This window comes from Nitrospirae bacterium YQR-1, from assembly GCA_039908095.1.
GTDB lineage: Bacteria > Nitrospirota > Thermodesulfovibrionia > Thermodesulfovibrionales > Magnetobacteriaceae > Magnetomonas.
Genome location: JAMOBJ010000019.1, coordinates 48,859 through 70,128 on the forward strand (window position 1 = coordinate 48,859; position 21,270 = coordinate 70,128).

13 protein-coding genes are annotated in these 21,270 nt (G+C 40.8%); 5 read left to right on the plus strand and 8 right to left on the minus strand.

The genetic code is table 11. The features are described from left to right. Positions 1-125: 125 nt before the first annotated feature. On the plus strand, positions 126-1,205 hold the full coding sequence (pseG, locus tag H7844_10160) for a UDP-2,4-diacetamido-2,4,6-trideoxy-beta-L-altropyranose hydrolase (protein ID MEO5357646.1): 1,080 nt from the start codon (positions 126-128) through the stop codon (positions 1,203-1,205). A 30-nt stretch (positions 1,206-1,235) separates the two neighbouring features. Here the strand turns inward: pseG and H7844_10165 are convergent, their stop codons facing one another. The 5 genes from H7844_10165 to H7844_10185 all read right to left on the minus strand — a co-directional run bounded on the left by H7844_10165 (position 1,236) and on the right by H7844_10185 (position 8,100). Next, the gene (locus H7844_10165) at positions 1,236-2,042 is read right to left on the minus strand and encodes a glycosyltransferase (GenBank protein ID MEO5357647.1); all 807 of its coding nucleotides are present in this window, start codon (positions 2,040-2,042) and stop codon (positions 1,236-1,238) included. Continuing rightward, entirely contained in the window at positions 2,042-3,535 is a 1,494-nt protein-coding gene (locus H7844_10170) for a B12-binding domain-containing radical SAM protein (protein MEO5357648.1), read from the minus strand. Before H7844_10170 ends, H7844_10165 begins: the two co-directional genes overlap by 1 nt. Next, positions 3,532-4,512: a glycosyltransferase gene (locus H7844_10175; protein MEO5357649.1), complete on the minus strand. Its 981-nt coding sequence runs from the start codon at positions 4,510-4,512 to the stop codon at positions 3,532-3,534. The genes H7844_10170 and H7844_10175 overlap by 4 nt, the downstream gene beginning before the upstream one ends. A 250-nt stretch (positions 4,513-4,762) precedes the next feature. After that, the gene (locus H7844_10180) at positions 4,763-5,533 is read right to left on the minus strand and encodes a lipoate--protein ligase family protein (protein MEO5357650.1); all 771 of its coding nucleotides are present in this window, start codon (positions 5,531-5,533) and stop codon (positions 4,763-4,765) included. Positions 5,534-5,664: 131 nt separating this feature from the next. Continuing rightward, positions 5,665-8,100, minus strand: coding sequence for a PAS domain S-box protein (locus H7844_10185; GenBank protein ID MEO5357651.1), 2,436 nt, complete (start codon positions 8,098-8,100; stop codon positions 5,665-5,667). Positions 8,101-8,770: 670 nt separating this feature from the next. Here H7844_10185 and H7844_10190 point away from each other — a divergent pair. Beyond that, positions 8,771-11,818, plus strand: a complete 3,048-nt coding sequence (locus H7844_10190) for a DUF4124 domain-containing protein (GenBank protein MEO5357652.1) — start codon at positions 8,771-8,773, stop codon at positions 11,816-11,818. A 47-nt stretch (positions 11,819-11,865) separates the two neighbouring features. Then, positions 11,866-13,311, plus strand: a complete 1,446-nt coding sequence (locus H7844_10195) for a menaquinone biosynthesis decarboxylase (protein ID MEO5357653.1) — start codon at positions 11,866-11,868, stop codon at positions 13,309-13,311. On the opposite strand, the gene H7844_10200 is transcribed toward H7844_10195, so the two are convergent. Continuing rightward, positions 13,308-14,747: an HD domain-containing protein gene (locus H7844_10200; GenBank protein MEO5357654.1), complete on the minus strand. Its 1,440-nt coding sequence runs from the start codon at positions 14,745-14,747 to the stop codon at positions 13,308-13,310. The two genes, H7844_10195 and H7844_10200, sit on opposite strands and share 4 nt — an antisense overlap. 91 nt (positions 14,748-14,838) lie before the next feature. Continuing rightward, a complete protein-coding gene (locus tag H7844_10205) occupies positions 14,839-16,722 on the minus strand; it encodes a tetratricopeptide repeat protein (GenBank protein ID MEO5357655.1) in 1,884 nt (627 codons plus the stop codon). Positions 16,723-17,020: 298 nt separating this feature from the next. Between H7844_10205 and H7844_10210 the strand changes: the two genes are divergently transcribed. Together H7844_10210 and H7844_10215 are read left to right on the plus strand one after the other, a co-directional pair. Further along, on the plus strand, positions 17,021-19,084 hold the full coding sequence (locus H7844_10210; GenBank protein MEO5357656.1) for a PAS domain S-box protein: 2,064 nt from the start codon (positions 17,021-17,023) through the stop codon (positions 19,082-19,084). Beyond that, complete coding sequence (locus tag H7844_10215; protein ID MEO5357657.1) at positions 19,020-20,498, plus strand: response regulator; 1,479 nt, start codon at positions 19,020-19,022, stop codon at positions 20,496-20,498. Before H7844_10210 ends, H7844_10215 begins: the two co-directional genes overlap by 65 nt. 355 nt (positions 20,499-20,853) lie before the next feature. Here the strand turns inward: H7844_10215 and H7844_10220 are convergent, their stop codons facing one another. Beyond that, a complete protein-coding gene (locus tag H7844_10220) occupies positions 20,854-21,135 on the minus strand; it encodes a hypothetical protein (protein ID MEO5357658.1) in 282 nt (93 codons plus the stop codon). Positions 21,136-21,270 lie beyond the last annotated feature (135 nt).

Below are 21,270 nucleotides of genomic sequence, written 5' to 3' on the forward strand. Positions count from 1 at the left end.
AAGTAAGAAAGATAAGAGAAGAAATGTTAGTAATACCAAATGAACATACTTTTGAACATTATTGTAGATGATTGAATGCAGCTTGGTATTAGTGGTATATATTTTATTAACATGAAACTACCGGCATGAATGAACCTACAAAACCAAATACTATAGTGTTTCGTGCTGATTCATCCGATGAGTCCGGTACCGGCCATGTGATGAGGTGTTTTGCGCTTGCTCAGGCGTTTAAGGACAGAGGTGCTGAGGTGGTTTTCATAACGTATTGTCAATCAGATGATTTGACAGAGAGGCTGGAAGGTGAGGGATTTAAAGTTTACCGTCTTAAAAACTACTATCCGTATGCAGACGGTATTGTTGAGTCTGTGGAGTATTTAGAGCATTATAAAGACTGTGCTATTGTGTGTGATGGAGTATTGTTTGATTTAAAATATTATGAAAGAATAAAGAGTTATGGCTATAAACTTATAGTAATAGATGATATGGCGGCTCAGCCTTTTTATAATGCCGATGTAGTGATAAACCAAAATCTTCACGGTTTGGATTTAAAATACAATTTTGGGCCAAATACAAGGCTTTTGCTGGGAAATAAATATGTAATATTAAGACGGGAGTTTTTGAAGTATATTGGAGTTAAAAAGCAATTTAATGAAGGCTTCACACGTGTGTTAATAACCTTTGGCGGCATGGATACCAATAACTACACAGAAAAGATATTGTTAATGATAAAGGACATGGTGGACTCAGGCGCATTAAAAGAACCCCTTGAGTTGACAGTAATAACAGGTGCTGCCAATAAAAACGCAGAACGGATAAGAGCAATTGAGTTGCCGGTGCGGAGTGTTTTTTTGCATAATGCAGGCAACATGCCTGAGTTGATGTTAAACCATGACATAGCGATAACAAGTGGAGGTACTACGGTATGGGAATTAGCCTTTATGGGTGTACCCTCTATTGTCGGGCGTACTGCTCAAATTGAGGACTATCTTGTAAACGGACTACGCAAGTGTGGTCTTTTTGCAGATGCCGGGTGGTACGAAACTTTAAAAAAAGAAGATTTTGCCGGCATTTTCCTGAAGTTAACAGATGATAAAGAATTACGTAAAGAGATGAGTGCAAAAGCTCAGGGATTTATTGACGGCAAGGGAGCACAGAGGGTAGGGGAAGCAGTGTTTGAAAACCATCAAACCAAACAGTTACTCTAAGCTCTCCGGTGGAATTGTTTTTATTTAAAATTACCTCAGTAAAAACTTAACTCCCACCAGTGCTCTCAGAGCATACATGCCAATTGTGATAAAAGGGTTGGCAATCAGTTTTTTCCACTTTTGATTTTCTATAAAAACGCCTAAAAATCTGTAATACATGCCGAATTGTTTTTTTAAGTCTGGGTCAGCGGCGCCCCATTTTTTCGTATATGCGTTGATTTTATCCGCATAATAGCTTTTTTTATTAATATACTGCTTTAAGTGTATTTCAGATTCATTATGATAAAGCGGGGAATTTATAATGGCGGTTTTTCCAAAATGCCTTATTCTTTTGTCAAAATCCCAGTCCTCACCGCTGATTAGAGTCTCATCAAAACCGCCTACACAACGAAAAGCTTCTTTTTTTATGAATCGCACGGCATCTATCACTGTGGCATTATAAAAACTCCTTTCAAAGCGCCTGATTTTGCAAAAAAGCGAATCTCCCATTATAATTTCCGGTATGTAGAGTCCCGCCGTTTCAGGGTGTTCCACCACTTTCTGAGCACACTCAGCAAGTACATTCTCAGAGAGTATCATATCGGCGTCAAGATAGAGAAAATAGTCCCCCCGTGACATGTTAATTCCAAAATTTCTTTGAGCACAACGTTCCGGCCCCTTGTTAAAGACATAAGCGGTGTATTTTCCGGCTATCTCCTGCGTCTTGTCTGTGGAGTTGTTGTCAACCACTATTATTTCAATGTTTTCCTTTAAATACTGTTGGTTCAAAACGGATTGTAAACACCGCTCTATATTGCGCTCCTCGTTTTTGGTTGTTATGATAACTGATACCAGCATTACCGGTCAGTGTTTACGGTAGTTTTAAAGTCAGCTAAATGGCCGATTACTCTGACTGCCGCCATCCACATATAACGCAAATCATTTATTGAACGAATGGAGAATAGCTTTCTAAGTATAAATCCGGGAGTCATGAAACTCTTATAAATTGCACGGGTAAGCTCTGAAGATTGCTCTGAGGTGATGTCTGACTTTATGACCAACTCCCGCATGTCGTAACGGTCCCAGTCCTCTGTAAGAAGCCAGCCGTTTTTCTTAACCTCGTTAAAAAAAGAAGTTCCAGGATACGGTGTTACAACAGTTGCCTGAAGTGAGTCAATCAGGCCGCAGTCGAAAAGTTCACGTGTGAAATCAATAGTGCTTTTAGCCTCTTTGTATGATTCCCACGGATAACCGATCATAGTGGTAATGTGCGGTGATATCATGCCTTTATACTTTCTGTTTGCTTTTTTAGCCATTTCAAGTTCTTCCCTGACGGCTGCTATATCAATTTTCTTATTAAGCCTTTCGATAGTTTCCTGATTGGCGGATTCTATCCCATATAGTACAAATCTGAAATTTGCCTTTGCCATTGCATCGTAATGCTCCTGCTTTAAAACGCCGAATCTCATATTGCAGGAAAACGCAATTTTTTTATTAAGTCCTCTTTCAACTAATCCGTCACAGAACTTTAACAACCACTTGCCGGCAGGAAAACACCCTGTATCGTCAAAGACCTCTTTTATGCCAAGGGTTATGAGATTTAATTCGATATCATCAAGAAGCCTCTCAGGCTTTATGACTCTGAATTTTCCGCCCGGGAACAACGTAGTCCATGAGCAAAAGGTACACTTTCCCCACCAGCAATCCCGTCCGGCCATTGTGTAAGTGCCGGGGGTATATTTAAAATTGCCGTTTTCAAAGGCGTACAGTCTCCAGCCGGTAAGCTCTCTGTCTATATGCGGCAGGGAGTTTAAATCATTTTCCTGAAGATTTTGGGGGCCTGATGAGGCTATAAGGCTACCCGGGGCTCTGAAGTGCCACCCGCCGCATAATGCCGTGCCTTTAGATAAATGGTTTGCCAGTGAGAGCAGTGAGAAATCATAATCCCCGGACTTAAGACAATAGTCGGCTCTGCTGTGTTGGAGTGATTCATCGGGAAGGGCCGTTATGTGGTCCCCCATAAGAGCAAAGATTGTACGAGGGAGAAACTCCTTTAGTTCATTGATGATACTCCAGTGGCGTTTCACCACAGGGGTTTTTGTTTCAATTGCTACAATGTCCGGTTTTTGTTCTATAAGGCGTATTTTCCAGTTTTCATAAGCCATGCGGGATGCTATTGCGTCATCCCAAAACACATCATAGCCCTCTTGCTTTAAAAGTGTCGCCGCAAGGGCAGGAATAACCGGATAAATAAAGGTAGGTTTATTAAACCACTGGAATTGCCTGTTTTGGCTAAGCAACGGGATACCTTTGGGGGACTCAAGCGGAGGATAAGAAATGGCAATTTTCATAATTTCCTCAACCGGCTGTTCAGCTCTTTAGTAAATAGAAATCCCTGCAAGAAACGAATGCCATACCACATATGAGTCAAAGCTATATAGGGCAGGCAGGCAAAGGAAACCAGAAGGTCTTCTCCCTTGTTCCATATCTGAAAGGTTGCAACCATGAGGGCGGCAATGTACGCAGCAAGTCCTGCCAAATAAACGGTAAGAATTGTTTTATTGGTTGTAAAGGGCAATAAAACACAGACAAGTAAAAAGATAACAAACACCGAGGGTATGAAGTATTTGAGTCGTCTGGATGTTTCGGGAAATTTTTTTGCAAAAAAACCTCTGTGCAGGCCGTATCTTCCGATTTGTTTCAGGTGTCGCACTAAGCCCTCGCGTCTGTGATGCCAAACGATTGCATCAGGGGCATATATAATTTTTTTACCAAGTTTTATAATATCCAGACATAGTTTTGTATCCTCACCGGGCCAGTAATCGGAGTTAAAGCCGCCAACCTGAGCAAACACATCCCTACGCACTAAAAGATTGACAGATGGCCAGTCATCCACCATCCGCACATTTCCAACAGGCTGGTATCTCTCCGGAACACCACCGCCAAAGGGAGTCAGAAACACTGCGCCTGAGACCTTTTGCCAAAATGTATCATGAGGGGGAGTGACGGCAGGGCCTCCAACGGCTGCAACATCGGGGGAGTTAAAATGCCGTATCGCATTTTTTAGCCAGTCGGCTTTGGGGTAGGCATCGTCATCGAGAAATGCAAGCACATCGGCGGATGAGTGTTGTAACGCCATATCTCTTTTAATTGCCGGTCCCACGCCGCCTGTTGGGATAATCGTGGTTTTTGGAAAAGACTCCCCGTCAAAACTGTCAGGGAAAATTATTATTCCGTAGTCGTTGTAATCAAGCTTTAATATCTCGGCAACAGATTCATAGATATAACTGCCTATTCGTTTAACCGGTATTATTATATCTACTCTCATATGGTCACTTCCGGCTCTGTTACAAAATAGTTTATCATCAGGCTATGTTGGTGGGTTGCCGGGCGGATACCGCAATTAAACAGAGGCCGATACCGCTGTCATAAGATTTCTCCGGTGTTCATTTACACACATATCATAGCTTAACATAATTACCATAAAACTAAAAAGCAGGGTGTTTCACCCGAAATCCGATATAGAAAAACCGGTAGCCCGCTAAAAGTGGAGAGAGTTACTTAGCAGACGGAGAAGGCTATTTTCTTAAAGTCCAATCACTTGAGGCGTATTTCTCTTTTTCCAGCAATTCAGCGTATTTTTTTTCCTCGCTGCTAAGCGGCTCCTCTTTAAGGACAATGTTGAAGGTCTCCTCAAATGCTCTTATAACACCTGTGGTGAGTGAATCAATAGTGATATCGTCTTTGAAGGTGTTAAGGCCCGGTAACAGTCCGTCTGTCTCGGTAAACAGCTCCTGAAGCAGTGCCATATCCGTTAAAAGAGGAACTGAACCCTGTTCAAGGAACCCGCCGTCAAAACGCTTTTGGGCCGCCCCCATCACCTTATAATAAGCCCCGCCGGATAATACGGTAAGTTCACTAAAGGAGGTTGATGTAAAACACAAGGGTTTACCATAAGACGGAGATTTCCTGTGTAATCTTCTGTGGCTGATGTTAACGTCTATTCCAAGGTCTTGAACAGCCCGATGAAAGGTAGTGCTGATAAGTTTATAGTTATCAAGGAGATTATCGGTAAAGGGAATATTTGCCGGCAACCCGGCACAACCTCCGGCACTTTTTGAGGGTGATGCAAAACTATAGGTCAGTTCTTTTCCGTGCAGTATTGCACGGCCTCCGGTGGGTCTTCTCACAACGGGTATGTTTAGCTCATGACACCTGGGTAAGTTAATATCACTGATTTTTTGAAACGCCCCAATGGTTATCGAGGGTACGAGCCAGCCGTAAAATCTAAGCGTGGGGGGAGATTTTCCTGAAACAACATTTTCCGCTAACACTTCATCAAGCGCCATATTAAAGTATGCTCCGTATTTACTATATTTTATTAATCTCCAGTAGTGCAACTTTTTATATCTTTATAAAAACGTCTGACAGTTTATATGCCATCATCTTTCTGTTTGATTTATCGGTAAATTACCACCAATTAAATAGTCTCCGTTTTGTAAACATCCAAATTTATCAAAAACTCCGCCCCGCCATTAACATTTCCAACTGTCAAACCGCCGCCCATATTTGTTTCTATTATTGTTTTTGACATGTAAAGCCCAATGCCGGTTCCTTCCTTTTCTTTGGTTGTGAAATAGGGTTCAAAGATTTTTGTTATCACATCTTCAGGAACTCCTCCGCCATTGTCCTTCATTGAAATTACAATCTTAGAGTTGTCTTCACTGTTGCTTATATTTATTAATATGCTTCCCTGCATTTCTGAATTAATCTTCTTTTTTGAGATGATTGCATCCCTTGAGTTATTTAAAATGTTAAGCACCACCTGTTTAAACTCGTTAGGGTAACCCCAGGTAAGCAGTGCTGTGTTTTGAACAGCTTTAACAGAAATATCTATATCACTTTTGCTAAAAATATGTATAAACATTGACAGCAGTTCTTCTATGGCGGTTTTTACATCAAAAAAGACTTTTTTCTTGGAGGGAATAAAGAAATTTCTGAAATCATCTATAGTTTTTGCCATGAAGTCAATTTGCTGTTTTGTGGAACCCACCAAATTATCAATGAATTCGTCATCAACTTCACCATAGGCATAAGCATCTTTTAGGTCCTGGATAGATAATCCCACGGAATTTAGCGGCTGCTTCCATTGATGGGCTATTAACCCAATCATCTCTCCCATAGATGCCATTTTGGATTGTTGGATTAACATTTGTTCATGGGCTCTTCTTTTTTCAGTTTCTATTTTTACCATTGCTTCAAGATGTGTATTTATATTTCTCAGTTCCTCCTCTATTCTTTTACGTTCAACGGCTAAGGCATAAATTGAAGCAAGACGCTTTATAATATTCAAATCCTCATCTGTATAATCTCTTTCTGAGTTGGCTAATGCTATGTTGCCAATCAGCTTATTCCCAAGTAATGCCGGTACTGACATATATCTTACTATTGGAATATGTCCCTCTGGAATACAGCCTTTGTATGCAGGATGTTTTTCCGGAGTATTTGTATAAAACCCTTGTTTTGTATTTAAAGAATGTCCCCATAAAGCATTATAGCCGTCCTTGCCCTTTGGAAAAGCCAGTCTTCGGTATCTTGTATCCACATTGCAAAGTCCTTTATCCATCATCTCTGTATGAGTATGCCCTACTTGCTCCTGCGTGTTTTTGTCTATCTCTGAAACGTGTCCATGCAGGCTTTTTGTCAACGACCTTGCCTGTTTGTTTATAATGACGGAAATATCAACTATATCTCTCTCAGGTGAAAGCAAAGCTTCAGACACTTCAGCAACTGCTGTCTGGAAATCAAGTTCTCTTTGCAGTATCATCTTAGCTTGCTTAATTTCAGAAATATCATGAAATATTTCAAACTTATAAATTGAACCATCTACATTTCGCATTGGAGCATCAAAGAGCGAATAAGTTTTGTTGTTTTTTGGCGAATACCATTGCCACGTAACACTTTTGCCTGAAAATACCTCTTCATTTTTACACCATGGGCATGATTCGGTTCTGTCATGAAAATACTCGTAGCACTTACGCCCATGCACCTCACCAAAGCCTTTTATTAAGGCTTTATTTATGAAATCTATATCGTAATCCTTGGTTACTATGTATATACCATCTTCCATTATATCCAATATACCCTTAAGCTTGTCCCTCTCCGACTTGATTGTCTCTTCTATACGAGTTATATCGTATGCAGTGGCATATGTTAAGTGTTCCTCCGGTACAGGCGCGGATGTCCATGCCAGGAGCTTATATGTGCCGTCTTTACATAAATACCTGTTTTCGAAATATATAGTTGGCACTCCCTGGGAGAGTTTAGCGACCTCTTTCAGTGTTTTTTCAACGTCATCAGGATGTACAAATTCGATAAACGGTTTTGACTTAAGCTCCTCTTCGGTATAACCAAGCGTTTTCTCCCATGACGAACTAAGCGCTTTAAAATAACCGTTGATATCAGCGATACATAACATGCATACTGAAAGATTAAAAAATCTGCTCAGGTCTTCCTGAGCTTTTTTACGTTGTGTTATGTCGGTGTGAACTGATACCCACACTTTGCCGTAAGTTTGGTGGTTAAATGTGAAAACTGTTGCAAAACACCAAAAATGTTTGCCTGTTTTTGTTATGTTTTTCACTTCACCCTGCCAGAAATTGTATTTATCTAATGATTCTATAATTTTCTTTTCTGTTTCTTCAGTGAGGAGGTCAGAAGGTGCATTAACTACGGAGAAGTGCTTACCAATTAGCTCGCCTGTGTTGTAACCGAACATTTGTTCAAATTTTGGATTGCAATACACTATGCTTCTGTCTGTAGCTTTGATAAGGTTGACGCCCTCGGACATATTGGTTATCATTTCACTTTGAAGCTTCAACTCCTCTGTGAGTATTTTTGCATCTTGTTCTCCCATAAAACCTCCGCTTGCTTAATCTCAACCTTCTATTATTTCCTAATAGTATTTTCTGTTTACGTTAAACTGGATTTTTCTGAATCTTTTAAGGGTAACACCAAATGTAAACCCCTCACATAGTTGTTTTTCAACCCTGCCAAAGACATCTCTCGACATAAGGATAAACAAAAAAGCGATTAAACACGCTATTTAAGCGTAATATAAATCACATTATAACTCAAGTGTATATTTGCTGTACAGGTTATTCCAATTCTAATTCATTTGTCTAACTTTGTTGGCTTTGTCACAAGCTCCGGGGCGTCTCCTCTAAAGGGGAATCCCCTGTAAGGGGAGGCGTCGCTTTCTCCCAGCCACCTGCGTTTACTTTAGAATTAGAATTGGAATAACACTCTGAGAGGATGTTTAAGGTTTTAATTTTCGTGGATTTTCTGTTTTTTGCTATAAATAATCTTTATCTGTTCTGTTATAATTTTTGTATCCTCCATGTCATTTTTATACCGGCCTTATAAGGATTTTATAACAAACTTTATTTCGTTTAAAGTTCTTAATAAAGATATACCGGACGTTTTTATTTAAATTAAATGTTTAACAAACAAAAATAAAGACTTTACATCAGGTTTTTTGTTAAAATGTTTTTTTATTTTATAAATCCTTATTAAAGGGAGGATGTATGTTTGGTAGAAACGCCGTTAAATTATTATCAGCGTTGTTGATCTTTTCAGGTTTTTTATTTTTTATAACGCCGGTATCTGAAGCTAAATTATATAGATGGACAGATTCTAAAGGCCATGTTCATTTTACGGATTATCCACCCCCCGAGGTAGAAACCCCTGAGCCTGTCAAGAGCCCCGAACCCACTGCCCAGCCACCTTCACCAAAAGCCGCCCCCGCCGCCTCTAAACCCACAGCAGAGGTCACACCAAAAAAAGATGTAAAAAAATCTAAACCTGATGCACAAAAGACGGATACCGTACAAAGTCCAGCCCCTGCTCCAACCCCTGCTGAAACTGTTGCCGCCTCAACGCCACCTTCTCCTGAGCCTGAGCAGCCCGCTGCAACTGAAGCTCCAAAAGCAGAGACTCAACAACCCGAGCCCCAGGCCCCTGTTGTTAAAAAGAAGAAAATTCCACTCATGACTGGAAAGGTTAAGGAAGCTCCAAAATCGAAAATAGAATCCTTTTTTTCAAGTTTAACTGGAGATAAGACGCAGAAAGCTCAACAACCAAAGAAGCCTGCCGCCATTTTCTCCAAACCCCCGCTTTATCTTCTGATTGTTCCGGTTATAATATTTCTGGCCGCACTGTTTTTCGGTTATTCTCTTTTCAGGATTGCTAAGATGCTGGAAGTACCATCACCATGGATTGGACTCATTCCCACTGTTAATTATTATATGCTTGTAACAGTATCAAGTAAACCTATTTGGTGGATTGCCCTTTTGCTTTTCCCTTTAACTTTACCATATGCTTTTACAGCTTCATATATGTCCCTTGCTGAAAACCTTGGTCTTGAGCGAAAAGCAGGGCTTATTCATGCCTCATCATATGTGCTTTTAATAATTCCCTTAGGCGGTATTGTCCTGTTGCCATCTTCTTCTCTTACTTTGATAATTATTTCTATTTTATTTCTCGCAGGCAATCTTGTTTTCTTTTTAACGCCGGAGTATCTGATATGGAAGTCTGCCCAAAGGCGTAAGCAGGATGAGATGGAGAGGGCTGTGTATGCTGACAGAACTCAGCCGTCTGAGAAAAAAGCATGGGATGACGTCTCAGATATGTCAACCGTGGATATGCCTGCCGCAGGCGCTGGTTTAGCAGCCTCATCAGCTGTTTTTGATAATGACTTATCTTATCACGACGACACCATTGCTGTCTATAAAGATGATACATACGAGGATAAAGACGCAGAGTCACCCACTGTAACACCACATTCTGAAGAGGAAGAAACCCTTACAATCAACAAGGATGAGCTTGGGTTTGAAGTCGTGGATGATGATTTATCACAGGCTGATGAGCAGTATGATTTGAGCGGGGGATTGGACACTAAAACCGATGATGAGGACTATGAGACCGTCTCGGGAATAAGTCTTAAGCAAGGGGAAAGTGCTGAAGATGAACACGATGAAACGGTAGGTATGATTCCATCTGATGAAGAATTCAGGCTTGATGACGACTTTAAACTCCATGATGAGGCAGGCCATGAGGATTTTGATATTTCACCTGAATTAGACATTGACCTTAGCGGCGAAACATCTATGGAGGCAGGAATTGAAGAAGAACATAAAACTTTGGATATAGGCGGTGAGATGGATTTATCATCTTCCCTGGAAATAGATTTAGGTGATACCCCTGAGGGTAGTAAGGAGCCCTCCGGTGTGACTGCCTCACAGGACGAGCAATTTAATTTTGATAAAAATGAGGACTTTGAAATAAAAGATGAGGACTATGATTATTCTGATGATTCCACTATTGTGTTGGACCAGGATATAGATGACTTTGGAATTGATATAGATGATAATGCACGGTCACAAATGTCTGAGCAGACGCGTGAGATTATAGCATCATTTGCCTCAAAGCCGGATACTAAATTTGCCGTGGATGATGAGCCCACTATGAAAATCCCCTCAGATGATATAGGTTTAACCTCAGAGGAGGGCGGGGCGGCTGATTTGGATAGTATCCCCGATCTGGAACTTTCTCTTGATGATGAACCGGTGCTTAAAGCCGCCTCAGATGATATAGGTTTAACCTCAGAGGAGGGCGGGGCGGCTGATTTGGATAGTATCCCCGATCTGGAACTTTCCCTTGATGATGAACCGGTGCTTAAAGCCGCCTCAGATGATATAGGTTTAGCCTCAGAGGAGGGCGGGACGGCTGATTTGGATAGTATCCCCGATCTGGAGCTTTCCCTTGATGATGAACCGGTGCTTAAGGCCTCCTCAGATGATATTGGTTTAACCTCCGAGGAGGGTGGGGCGGCTGATTTGGATAGTATCCCTGATCTGGAACTTTCCCTTGATGATGAACCGGTGCTTAAAGCCGCCTCAGATGATATAGGTTTAACCTCCGAGGAGGGCGGGGCGGCTGATTTGGATAGTATCCCTGATCTGGAGCTTGCCCTTGATGATGAGCCGGTGCTTAAAGCCGCCTCAGATGATATAGGTTTAGCCTCAGAGGAGGGCGGGGCGGTTGATTTGGATAGTATCCCTGATCTGGAACTTTCCCTTGATGATGAACCGGTGCTGAGCGACTTAGCACAGGACGGAAATTTAACTATCGCTGATGCAGGAAATTTGAATTTGGATGACAAAGCAGGGTTGGAACTTGCTCTTGATGACGGCATTGATATTGACCTATCAGAAATACAGCAGGATAAGACTCCTATGGGTGACAACCTTACTGCCGGCTTTGTGCCGGTCACTGATGAGGAGGAGACGGTTGTGCCTGTTAATTTTTCTTTATCGGATTATGACTTGTCATTGAACGAATCCACTGTGGAGATTATCAACCCGGATGATGAGTATATAGATGAGAGTTTTAACGGTATTGAAATAAACCAGGAAGAGACACTGCCGGATCTTTCCGCCCAATTGGATATTGCAGGCAGTGATGATATATCCACTGACGAGAAGCCGGATTCTGCTGAGAAACCGGATAAAGAACATAATGGTGATGCCGGAGTCAGTGGTAAAAATCGCGGCGGGAAGAAACCACGTGGTTAAGAGTGCTCAATTGCAGGAGACCGAAGGAGCATAAGAAGGAGAAACTTATGGCATACAGAGATATCCGTGATTTTATAGGGCTGCTTAAAAAGAAGGGTCTCATAAGGTATATTAGTACAGAGGTTGACCCTGAGCTTGAAATAACGGAAATAAACGACCGGTTTGTAAAAAAAGGCGGGGAAGCTCTTTTTTTTGAAAACTGTAAGGGCGCTGAATTCCCATGTGTTGTTAATCTTTTCGGCACTTTTGAAAGGATGTGCCTTGCTCTTGAGGTTGATAAATTAGATGATATAGGTGCGGAGATTCTTGAGTTTTTGGAGCCCGAAATACCAACAAATTTGATATCCAAATTAATGGCCCTTCCAAAACTTAAACAGCTTGCCGATTTCTTGCCAAAGTACGTCAAAACAGGCCCATGTAAGGATGTTATAAAAAAGGGGGATAATTTGTCCTTAAATATATTTCCAATTCTAAAGACCTGGCCTGATGACGGAGGCAGATTCATAACCCTTCCTATGGTCTTTACAAAGGACCCTGAAAGCGGAGAGCGTAACTGCGGTATGTACCGTATGCACGTCTATGATGAGCGCACTACCGGTATGCACTGGCACATGCACAAAGACGGAGCAAGACACTACCGTAAGGCGGAGCAGTTGGGCAAACCCCTTGAGGCAGCCGTGGCAATAGGCGCTGACCCCGCCGTTATGTACTCATCCACAGCGCCGCTTCCCGAGGGTATTGATGAAATGCTGTTTGCCGGTTTTTTGAGAAAATCGGCGGTAGAGCTTGTTAAATGTGAAACTGTGGATTTGGAGGTTCCGGCTAATTCCGAAATAGTTCTTGAGGGATACGTTAATCCGTTTGAGAGAAGAGTTGAGGGGCCCTTTGGCGACCACACCGGATACTATTCACTAAAAGATGACTTCCCTGTTTTTCATATTACATGCATAACGCATCGTAAAGACGCTATATATCCGGCAACCATAGTGGGAAAACCCCCGATGGAAGACTGTTTTATAGCAAAGGCTACGGAGCGGATATTTCTGCCGCTTTTGAAAAAGCAATTGCCGGAGGTGGTCGATATGAATTTGCCACTGGAGGGGGTGTTTCACAACATTGCATTGATTTCCATAGACAAGCGTTACCCGGGACATGCCAGAAAGGTGATGTATGCTCTGTGGGGAATGGGACAGATGAGTTTTACCAAGATGATAGTAATAGTGGATAAGTGGGTGGATGTACAAAACGCATCAGAGGTTGTCTGGAGAATAGGTAATAATGTTGACCCCAGGCGTGATGTTGTTATTTTAGAGGGACCGCTGGATGTGCTTGAACATGCCTCTGCAATTACCGCTTACGGCGGAAAATTGGGAATTGACGCCACAAAAAAACTCCCCTCGGAGGGCTTTACCAGACAATGGCCGCCTGATATTACCATGGATGAAAAAATCAGGGAATTGGTTAACAGAAAGTGGAAGGATTACGGGTTTTAATGTTCGTCTCTGAATTTTTCAGCTATAGCAATGAAAACCCGTTCAACTGCTAAGAAGGCATCTGTAACATCCGGGTCAAAGTGGGTTGCACGCCCCTGAATGATTATTTCCCTGGCAGTCTCATGTGAATAGGCGTCCTTATAAACTCTTTTTGTGATAAGAGCGTCATAGACGTCTGCAAGTGCCATTAAGCGCCCTGAAACAGGGATATCTTCCCCGCTTAGCCCTTCAGGATAACCGGAGCCGTCCCATTTTTCATGGTGGCAATAGGCGATTTCTTTTGCTATATCCAAAAAGGAATTATAACCGATAGACATCTCCGCTTTAAGTAGTGCATCCCTGCCATAAACCGTGTGCATCTTCATCTCCTGAAATTCTTCATCAGTAAGCTTGCCGTTTTTTAGAAGTATTGCATCACGTATTCCAACTTTTCCTATGTCATGAAGAGGAGCTGATTTATATAAAAGTTCGATAGTCTCATCAGATAAGTAACCGGAAAATCCGGGATTGTCTCTTAAATACAAGGCAAGGGCTCTGACATATCTCTGAGTGCGTAGGATATGAGCGCCGGTGTCGCTGTCTCTGGTCTCGGCAAGGCTTGCCAGGGAAAGGATTGTAACATCACGGGTTTTCTGCAATTCGTTAGTTCTCTCCCGCAGGTTTTCAATCATCTTGTTGGAATAAGTGGCCATAAGTCCAAATTCATCATTAGTACTGACTGCCACTTTTTGGTTTAAATTGCCACTGGCCACCGCCATCAGCACCCTGTTTTCGTTTTCAAAGAACAACTTCAGGTTCTTTGTATGGGAAATTATCAGATTAATGTTTTCAATAAGTATAATTACAACGACAAAGGCGGTTTCAATCAATACTTTTTTTGTAAAAATGGAATTAACTGTTTCCTCCGTCTGAGAAAATAGAGCAAAATTCCTGTGAATAATCAGAAAGACTACAATCATCATAAATAGTATATTTAAGGTGGCGATAATTATTATTTTTGTAGTAAGTTGTAAGAAATTGCCGGTGACGTCTATATCGTTTCCTGTTTGTCTGATCTCGGCGTTTATTATCCTCTCCCTTTCAAGTCCAAGATCAATGGCGGCATAAAATCCAAGAGTTAAACCACCTATGACAACCTTCAGACCACTGGCCGGCGGAAAATCATAAACAAGTAAATTGTATAAGGCAATACCCACAGTTGACAGTAAAAAAAGGACGTAATCAAGAGCAACCTGACGTTTTATCTGTGAAAGATACTGCTTTCCTAAAATACCTGTTTTTATTAAACGCTGTCGAACAATGAAAGCAGTACTAAAAGCTATAGTAAAAAGTAATATGCGTTTTCCAATAAACAACTCAGCAAGAAAAGGGCAGACACGGGCACTATAAATGCTGATTATAATAATTGACAGAGTGTAATGAACGGCGGCTCTCATTTTTGCTGTTGTATAAAAATCTCCTGACTTTAATATTATTTTGCTCCGTTAAACTTATCGGCTCACACCTGTAGTATATCATAAGCTGCCGTTAATATATATTTCCACGCTTGAGGGAATTTAAATTACGGGCGGCATCTTCATAATCAGGTTGATATTCTAATGCTTTTTCAAATTCACCGGCAGCCTCACCGGTAAGTCCCTGATTTAAATACAGCACACCCAGGTTATTGTGAGCTGCTGCAAATGCAGGATTTATAGCTATTGCCATTTTATAATTTTCAAGGGCTTTCTCTGAAAATCCCTGTTTTAGGTAGATGTTGCCCATGTTGTTATAAGTCTGGGCAAGGTCAGGTTTTAACTTAACAGCTGTTTCATACATTTTAAGGGCGTCATTGAGAAGCCCTTGTGAAGCATAGATGTTGCCCAGATTGATATAAGGTGGTGCAAAAAAAGGATTAATCCTTATGGCATGTTCATATGAAGTTATAGCCTCCTTAAGCTCTCCCAGATGCTCATAAGTATAACCCAGCAGGTTCAATGACTGGTAGTCATACCTGTCAAGAGTTACAGCCTGCTTTAGTACTCTTATGGCGTCGTTGTAACGGGTCTTGTTGAAATATGCATTTGCCAAAAAATTATATGGCATGGGGTGCTGTGGTGCTTTCTTAATGTTATCTTCCCATAGTGTTGTTTCATTTTGCCAGTTTGAGTTATTCCTATAGGTGGAAACACATAAAATTATTGCAATGCCTAAAGAGAGCAATGTTAAGGCATATCCGCTGTATTTCCTAAAAAACCTGATTAACAGTGCCCCTGCAAGAAAAGAAAATCCCACTGAAGGAAGATAAACCCTGTACTGAAGCACTACCCACTCCTTTACTGCAATCATCAACTGAGGGGAGATATTAATAAAAAACCACAATATGCCAAATGCCGTAAGCTTGCTGTAAATATGCCTGTCTTCAGAGCCTCCGCTAAAGGATTTAAAAATTAAGACCACTGAATAACTGAGAATCGCCATGATGAAAACCCCTGAAAGAATCACCCTGTAGTCTGTAAATGAAGTTGATACCGGATAGTAGTATATGAGAGTAAAGTTCACCGGCAGGATAAGCATTTTTATATAAGTTAGTATAGCTCTGATTTGGGTAAAAAAGTTTTCAGAAATTGAATAAACATGCAGAGGGTTTTTTGCCGGGGAGTACTTAAGCGAGCTGTCGGCAAAACTGAAGTCGTTAACTACACTTATATCCATATGTGAGACAATGAGTTTTGAGTTTATTATAATTACAGGAATAACAATAAAAAATGGAATAAGTGATAGCAGCCTTTTTTTTGTTGAACCCTTAAAAAATAGAAACTCATAAGCGGTAAGTATCAGTGGGAGCGTAATTGCAGACTCTTTGGTTTTAGTTGCAGCCAGAGCAAAAAAAAATGACAATGAATAAAGCACATATTTATTCTTAAAAACAACTTTTGTGGAAACATTGCCATTTGTGGTTTTCCTCCATAGAGCGTAAAACACCAGTGAGGACAAATACATCAGAGTGAGCAGTGACGAATACCTCTGAATTATATAAGTTACAGCCTGGATTTGAACCGGATGCAAGGTAAAAACTAATGAAATCAAAAAAGCTGTATTCTCCACATCTAATGCTCTCTGAGGTGCGTCTGCCGCAGATTTACCGGACACAGCATTAAGAGTAAGAAAAGAGAAAGCAAACAGTAGAAGCCCGTTTACAATATGAATCAAAATGTTGACAATATGGTAACCTTGCGGTTTGAGGCCGTGAAGTTTACAATTTAGTACAAAAGTTGTTTCAGTAACAAAACGCATCTCAATAAAATTTCTATATTGACAAAATTTTTCGAGATTATTGTCATCAACAACAAAAGGAGAATTTAAAGTGTTACTGTAAGCAAGAATTGCTAACACAGTGATTATAAATATTTTTAGCGGCGTTTTATTCACTCTTTAAGGAACTCTCTCCAACTGTTCATTTTTAAAGGCGCTTATTAAGATTACCATTTTTGATGACAAATGGCAATAATCGTGGTTTTCATGCAGTTATGTTATAATTCAGCATGCAAAAAGCATGGGGATATCAGCTGATAATGTTTAACATCTGTGCCATATTAATCGCCACTTCATATGTTGCCGTTGGAGTAATTCCTCCCTCCGGTTGGAGCAATGGTTTTGAAGAGCACTTGCAGCGTTTGGGAAATCCGAAATGTTTGAAAACTACCGCCGTTTCAGGACGTTTTAGACGATGAAAGCTTACATAAAAGATGTAAAAGAGCAAATAATTATCAAACACCCTCGTATTTTTATCTTGTATGTTATTGCTTGCCTGATTATACTGATAACGACTGCCATTTGGGCATATAACAAAACGATGCTGATGCTGCATGTTGATGCGGTGAGTCACTTAAATATATATGAACACTATTTAAAAGATAAAATAAACGACTACACTACACAAACACAAATCCTGTCGGAAAATCAAGCAGTCATTAAGTTTTGTAAGCAACCCAATGAAGCTGCCGATATGAATGAATACCTCTCTGTGTTTAACGCCTCTATTGGCGGGGCGGTAACCTATATAATAAATACGAATGGTCTCACATTAGCATCAAGTAACTACAAATCCAAAGAAAGCTTTATCGGTAAGAATTATTCATTCAGGGAATACTTCTATAGTGCCGTTAAGGGTAATCCGAATGCCTCCGTTGCCCTTGGTATCGTGACCAATAAGCTTGGATACTTTTCTTCATACCCTGTGAAAGATGGTGAAAAGATAATCGGAGTTGTTGTAATCAAATATGATTTGAAATTTTTTGAACCACAAATGCACGAGATCAATGGAATCTTGCTTCTTGCAGATAATAACGACGTGATTTTTGCTACTAATGAAGCTAAATACATGTACCACACTGTCTTTAAATTATCCGGCCATGTGTTACAAAAAATTAAAGACAGCAATCAATATGGCAATAATCCTTTGCACCCTCTGCCCATAGTAAAATCCATCGAGAAAAATAACTTACATATTATAACACTTCGCCGCAGTGACCTCACAAATAATAAACATACGGATGTTCAATACATCATGGAGGAGCTGCGAAGTCCGGCAAATAACTGGCACGTACACCTGCTTGTTGATCTGTCAGGGGTAAATAAAGAGGTTTTCAAGGATGTCTTATCTGTATTTCTAATAATAGTGGTTATATCTTTGTTGGGCGTATTCAACTCGTTGATGTTGAAGGATATAAGAAGGCGTAAAGAGGAAAAACATAAGATAGCAGAAATAATAGAAAATATTCCTGATGCTATAATGGTGGTTGATTGTGACGAGACAATTATTGTGTTTAACGAATACGCCGAGCGTATCTTTGGGTTTAGTGCTTATGAGGTAATAGGGCTGGATTTTGTGTCTTTTATGCTGAGGGCAACGACAGAAGTAAGCGATATAGTAAAGATTATTACAGGCAGTTCAGAAGCACAAGTGGTTGAGACTTTCTGCAGCCGTAAGAATGGAAGTTACTTTCCGGCTGAAATTTCCAGCAGGCTCTTTACAGCCGGTATTGTACCCATCATAATAGTGACGATAAAAGACATTACGCTGCGTAAGCAGTATGAAAAGAAAATGAGGGATAAAAATGAAGAGTTAGAAGCAATGGTGGAAGAAAGAACCCAGATGTTAAATGAATCTAATGAACGGCTGCTGCTTGAGGTAGTGGAGCGTAAGAAATCTGAGAAAGAGTCACACTTGAATCGCAATTTTATTGAAACAGTGCTTGAGTGTATTGATGATGGAATAGTAGCTTGTGACAGCGATGGAATTTTAAAGTTTTTGAACAAAGCACTCCAGAAGATGTACGGATTACCTGCACACCCGATACCTTTTGAACAATGGTCAAACTACTATGATCTATATCATTCCGACGGAAAAACTAAAATACAAAATACTGATAACCCTTTGTTTAGAGCACTGCAAGGTGAATATGTTACTGGTTTTGAGATGATTATCGTCACTAAAAACGGCACACCACGCACAATAACAGCGACAGCTAAATTATTATTAGATACGGATGGCAATAAAGTGGGCGCAGTGGCATCGACACATGATATTACAGAGCGGAAGGCGATGGAGGATGAGTTGCTCAAGGCAAAGGAATTAGCAGAGGCGGCAAACAGTGCAAAAAGCACATTCCTGGCCAATACAAGCCATGAAATTCGCACCCCGATGAATGCAATTATCGGCCTGAGTGAACTTTCTTCTGGATACGGAGCTACAACCACTGCAGCGGGAATACATAGAAACGGTGCTTAATTCAGCCAATGCCCTGTTATCGCTTATAAACAGCATACTGGACTTATCAAAAGTCGAGGCCGGTAAACTTGAACTTGAGGAAACTGAGTTTGACCTCCGTGAGTTATTGGAAAATACATGTGATCCATTATCGATTCAGGCACACCAAAAGGGACTTGAGCTCTCAAGCCACCTCAAGCCACAGGTACCTTTAAAACTAAAGGGTGACCCGGCCAGGGTTAGACAGATACTTCTTAACTTAGTGGGCAATGCGATGAAATTTACCAAAACCGGTGAAATATTGGTTATGGTTGACAGGGCTTGTGACAGTACAGACGATAAATCAGCCATGTTACATTTTTCCGTAACCGATACCGGCATAGGAATACCTGCCTCAAAGTTTGACCACATATTTGAGAGTTTCTCACAGGCGGACGGTTCAACAACTAGGAAATACGGAGGTACCGGACTTGGGCTAAGCATAACGAAACAGTTGGTAACACTGATGGGCGGCAAAATATGGTTACAGAGCACCGAGGGCAAGGGAAGCACGTTTCATTTCACGGCTGGTTTTGCCATAAGTACAGATGAAAAGGCTTCCGAGGTTTGTAGTTTTAATAATATGAAGGTGCTGATAGCTTGCAACTATTCCAGTTGCAGCAACATTATAAAAGACATCCTCAATGACTCCTGCAATGAGATAAGTGAGGCAATTGGTACGGATGAAACGCTTAAGAAACTGGAGGCTGCAAAAGCCGCCCATAAGCCGTACGATATAATCTTTGTAGATGTTAGGCTCTCAGGCACAGGTGGCTTTAAGATGGTGCAACAGATAAAAACCGATACAGACATTCACTCCTCTATTGTTATGATGTTAAACTCCAACCAGAGAGCGGGGGATTTAGAGAAATGTGCCGAGGCAGGTGTCTTCTCGTATATAATCAAACCGGTAAAGTATAAAGCTGTCATAGACGCCGTAAACAAAGTGCTGTTAAAGCACTCAGGCAAAACACAAGCCGGTAATGTGGAGGTAAAAACACCTAAGCCTGTTCAAGCCTTAGATTCCTCTTTACGTATCCTGCTGGTTGAGGATAATCATACAAACCGGGTGGTAGCCAAAGCGATATTGAAAAAACACGGACTTATTGTAACAGAGGCAGTGGATGGTGAGAAAGCTGTTACTTTGGTTTCAGAGGGAATGTTTGATTTAATTTTGATGGACGTACAGATGCCGGTGATGGACGGCTTTGAAGCAACAAAAATAATTAAGGCCTCGGAAGCCACCCGTAATATTCCGATTATTGCAATGACTGCACATGCCCTGGCCGGAGACAGGGAGCATTGCTTAGAGGCCGGAATGGACGACTATATAACGAAACCAATAAAAGCAGCCGAGTTGATTCAAATGATTAAGAAATATACCGGAGAACACTAATATCGGACAGCTCAAGATTATCTTACAATCTTGGCAAGGACGAAATTATACACCTGTCAGATTAAATATCGTTCACTACAACTAATGTCTAATTGCAAAAATAATAGATATTTCAAATAATTCTGATTAATTTTTTAAAAGAGGAGATTACCACGTCGCTGTGCTCCTCGTAATGACGGATAGAAACGTCAACGCACAGCCCAGCGCCGTCATTGCGAACCCCAAAGGGGTGTGGCAATCTCAGCCCTTAAAGGTAAAACTCATTGACAACGAAATTTTGCAAGCCATTATAAAAAGGATATAACTCTGAAAAACTATCGCAAACTTCTGCAATTAGACACTAATAATAAGTTTTCTATATACTATTAGTCAAAAATTCCTTCAATTCATCCACTGAACCGGCTTTCTTAATGAGATTCTTGAACTCTTCCAGTTTATCCATTTTGTTTATAGCCCTGACCATATTCATCATATTGAGTCCGGCTAAACCAAATTTGAGTTCGAGCATACCTTCTATTCCCTCAAGTAACCCTTTACGTTGCCCCTCAAGTAACCCTTCCAGTTTACCCTCAAACAATCCCTTCTCTACACCTTCCTTATAAATATCGCTGTCTGCAAAATCAATTGTTATAGGCATTTTCTCCACCCCCGTCCTCACCTTATTATATAATTTTCTCAAATCAGAAAGATAGAATAAAATGCTTATGTAGTTAACTCCGGCAGAGTTTTTTTATCATCTAATGATGCAGAGAAAAGACTGGATTGTCGCTCG

What these genes read in the sequence shown, in the direction of transcription:
- H7844_10180 (MEO5357650.1), bottom strand. Translation starts at nt 5,533, where the DNA reads ATGGCGCTTGATGAAGTGTTAGCGGAAAATGTTGTTTCAGGAAAATCT.
- H7844_10195 (MEO5357653.1), top strand. Translation starts at nt 11,866, where the DNA reads ATGGCATACAGAGATATCCGTGATTTTATAGGGCTGCTTAAAAAGAAG.
- H7844_10220 (MEO5357658.1), bottom strand. Translation starts at nt 21,135, where the DNA reads ATGCCTATAACAATTGATTTTGCAGACAGCGATATTTATAAGGAAGGT.
- H7844_10210 (MEO5357656.1), top strand. Translation starts at nt 17,021, where the DNA reads ATGAAAGCTTACATAAAAGATGTAAAAGAGCAAATAATTATCAAACAC.
- pseG (MEO5357646.1), top strand. Translation starts at nt 126, where the DNA reads ATGAATGAACCTACAAAACCAAATACTATAGTGTTTCGTGCTGATTCA.
- H7844_10165 (MEO5357647.1), bottom strand. Translation starts at nt 2,042, where the DNA reads ATGCTGGTATCAGTTATCATAACAACCAAAAACGAGGAGCGCAATATA.
- H7844_10175 (MEO5357649.1), bottom strand. Translation starts at nt 4,512, where the DNA reads ATGAGAGTAGATATAATAATACCGGTTAAACGAATAGGCAGTTATATC.
- H7844_10200 (MEO5357654.1), bottom strand. Translation starts at nt 14,747, where the DNA reads ATGAGAGCCGCCGTTCATTACACTCTGTCAATTATTATAATCAGCATT.
- H7844_10190 (MEO5357652.1), top strand. Translation starts at nt 8,771, where the DNA reads ATGTTTGGTAGAAACGCCGTTAAATTATTATCAGCGTTGTTGATCTTT.
- H7844_10170 (MEO5357648.1), bottom strand. Translation starts at nt 3,535, where the DNA reads ATGAAAATTGCCATTTCTTATCCTCCGCTTGAGTCCCCCAAAGGTATC.
- H7844_10185 (MEO5357651.1), bottom strand. Translation starts at nt 8,100, where the DNA reads ATGGGAGAACAAGATGCAAAAATACTCACAGAGGAGTTGAAGCTTCAA.